At 32.8% G+C, this 3073-nt stretch carries 3 protein-coding genes; 2 read left to right on the plus strand and 1 reads right to left on the minus strand.

Features of this window, described 5'->3' with window-relative positions:
- Together QZY09_RS20550 and QZY09_RS20555 are read left to right on the plus strand one after the other, a co-directional pair.
- Window positions 1–901 (plus strand): hypothetical protein (locus QZY09_RS20550; protein WP_367119250.1); only part of this gene is annotated, 901 nt, incomplete at its 5' end.
- 437 nt (window positions 902–1338) lie between these two features.
- Window positions 1339–2019, plus strand: coding sequence for a hypothetical protein (locus QZY09_RS20555; RefSeq protein ID WP_295675541.1), 681 nt, complete (start codon window positions 1339–1341; stop codon window positions 2017–2019).
- A gap of 230 nt (window positions 2020–2249) precedes the next feature.
- Here the strand turns inward: QZY09_RS20555 and QZY09_RS20560 are convergent, their stop codons facing one another.
- Entirely contained in the window at window positions 2250–3026 is a 777-nt protein-coding gene (locus tag QZY09_RS20560) for a hypothetical protein (RefSeq protein WP_295675543.1), read from the minus strand.
- Window positions 3027–3073: the final 47 nt, after the last annotated feature.

The following is a 3073-nucleotide window of genomic DNA, read 5'->3' on the forward strand; positions in this document are numbered from 1 at the left end:
AACTTTCGTCAAAAATATATTTTACCAATTTAACCCTTTTGTCATGATTGATTTTTTACCTAAATCCTATTTAGTCAAATGCTGTTTAGCAACCTTCTTTTTGATTTTTGCGACCGTATCCTTTTGTTATTCGCAAACTGATACCATTTTTACAAATAACGAAAAAATTGCGTGTTCAGTAAAGGAAGTTACTCCTGATGCTGTTAAATATACATACCCAGGGGAAGACCTTATAAATACTGTTTATAAAAACACAATACAAAAAATAATTTTTAAGAATGGCAGGGTACAAACCTTTGCTGAATCAACGTCTTATAAATCAGTAAACGGTGTAATGGATTATGATAAGGTTACGATTACAACACTTGAAAGTGAGGTTATGGGACTTTATAAGATAAGTGAATTGAGTGCCGAATCAAAAGGAAAGGCTTTTTCCTCAAAGGATGAAGAAAAGACTAAAGATATTGCATATCGGAAACTTAAGATTGAAGCGGCAATGTTCGGTGCTAATGTTGTTTATCTTTCAAACCAACGAACAAAGGGAAATACAAACGGATACTATACTGTTTCCCCGGCAGAAACTAATCTTACTGGCATTGCATATTCTAACATAATACCAAATTTCAATAACTTTAAAAAGCTGGTAGGGCCACAAACAAATTTTTCAGCTGTTGAGCAATATAAATTGGGAGAAAAAGATAAAGATGTATCTCACGACATTATCGATAAACCCTTTAAAGTCTTGAATATTTCAAATGATAACGGTATCATTTATATTGATGGAGTTCTGAAAGGTGAGAACAACATTAATAGATTTCAATTAGTTGGGGTCACTTCAAATAGTTTCAGCATTGCATATAAATATGAGGGAACTGCCTATAACATAGTCATCAAACTATAACAATCTGGTAAGAATTTCTCGTTTTCAAAAGAACAGTTTATTTACAGAATCATTCTTCACACCTTATAGGTTAGTCGATCTAACAAAATTGAATCAATCCTTCTGTTATTTCGTTACAATGATTAAGATACAAATGGGTCTGATTTAATAGGTTATATAACAATAAGAAGCAATGATAAGTCGAGTAGATAGAAATTTTAAAAATTCATTTTTTTCTTTATAACTTCGTTGCAAGTTATACATTATCATTAACCTTTTTAGTCATGATTAATTTTTCGCCTAAATCTTATTTAATCAAATAATGCTTAAAAACCTTATTTTTTTCTTTTGCGGGAATACTGCTTTGTTGTTATTCCTGCAGCGCCCAGCAAACCGGCCAAACTGTTTACACCATAACCAGCAAAACAACATCGTTTAAATATGCTTGGAGTAACAAATTGGGGTTCACCCCGCGTACAACTGCACCGACCCAAAATGAAAAACCTTTGTATATTTTAGGCGTTACCTCACTGGATGTTCAAAACCGGCAAACCGCCACCATAGTAAATAAATCAACCTGGTATCATAAAAAAATTGGTGACACTATAATTATTACACCCTATGCGACATTTGACCCAATCAGACAACACCAGCCTAATCAACTTGTGCTTTACCAGTCTAAGCAACAAAATGCTTTTTATGACGCTTATCCAGATTCTAAAATATTTTTAATTGATTACCAAAAACAGAAACTTAATTTAGCCACAAGCGAAGCCGCTATAATATTTAAAAATTCTTTTATTAATCTGGTTAAAGCAAGTCCGAGGTATAAGAATGAAGTTATTCCAGTTGTTGGACCTATTTTTTACAGAATTATTAAAATATCTTTGGGACGCCCCATAATTAGGAATAACGGAAAAAAAATTTATAATGGATTTATACTTCAAGCCATGGAAAATTTAAATCAACCCTTAGAAAATATCAATGATAATACGCATGTTATTACAACATATATCTATGATATAGATAGCAACTCATTATTTTGGTATAGTACTCCTGCGGATAGAGCTACTTTTCAAGTATCGCCCAGCACTATTTATTTAAGTAGGTGTTCAAGGTATTGCCATTTTAATAATTAGTTTCTGCTATTTACTGTTTGTGGCAGTGGCAAACGTTAAACAAATTGAATCAATCCTTCCTTATTTCGTTACAATGATTAAGATAATTTTTTTTTAATCACTAAATATTCATTTGCTTTAACCGACCGTTAGGTATTTTCAAAAACATTTACTTACCTTTATACTCAGGCCCGTAATTCACGGCACAGCTCTCGCGCCAGGAACAGAAGGGAGTAAAAGTTGAGTCACGATCAAGAATTTGCTTGACCGGGTTTCGTTGGACTTCTTCTTACCCTTGATTTATATAGTTTTCCGAGGTCTTGTTGTATAAAAGCATCTTTTATAAGCCAAAAAATTTTTACTATAAAATCCGCTCTTCTTTTATTCCAAGTTGAGAGTTCATTAAATTCCCGGTGAAACTCCTTGCCGTTTCTAAAACCTATCATTTTTGGATTAGGTGTAGTGTGATAAAAGGCAATTTTGTCAAAGTAATCACTAAAAAAGTCAACGACTAAAAATTCAAAAGTATTCATTGTAAAACTTATTCGTTTGAACTGTTTGATAACTATCAAACCGCCCTGTTCATAATCAAATTCCAACAAGAAAAGTTTATTTTCAATTGGCCGTATTCTATAAACCTTTACTTTTTTACGAATTATCAATGACGACGAAGTATTTAACAACGAGGCTATTTGGAAATCAACCTGCGCTAATTCAATATTCAAATCAAACCAATCTACAGGCAACGAAGTATCTACAGACAACGATTCACTTACAATTTGCAACTTGGGCTGCGCCAATTTGGGATTCAAATCAAACCAATCTATAACTGTCCCGTCACATTGTGGAGAATTTGGGCAGCAAATTAGTTCGCCGCCGTCCCTATCTCTAAAAACTTTATAGTCACCAACTGTGATAATGCTATCGCAATGTATGCAGCGTTTTTTATCTGTCATTTTTGGCGGGTCATAAAACGGATAGTTTTCTTCAAAATACTTTTCCTTGTCTTGAATGATTATTTCTTTCATAATCCTTTTTATTGATACGTAAATATAGTACGTTTTTCAATATTCAA

The sequence above is a fragment of the uncultured Mucilaginibacter sp. genome (assembly GCF_903913935.1).
Lineage (GTDB): Bacteria > Bacteroidota > Bacteroidia > Sphingobacteriales > Sphingobacteriaceae > Mucilaginibacter.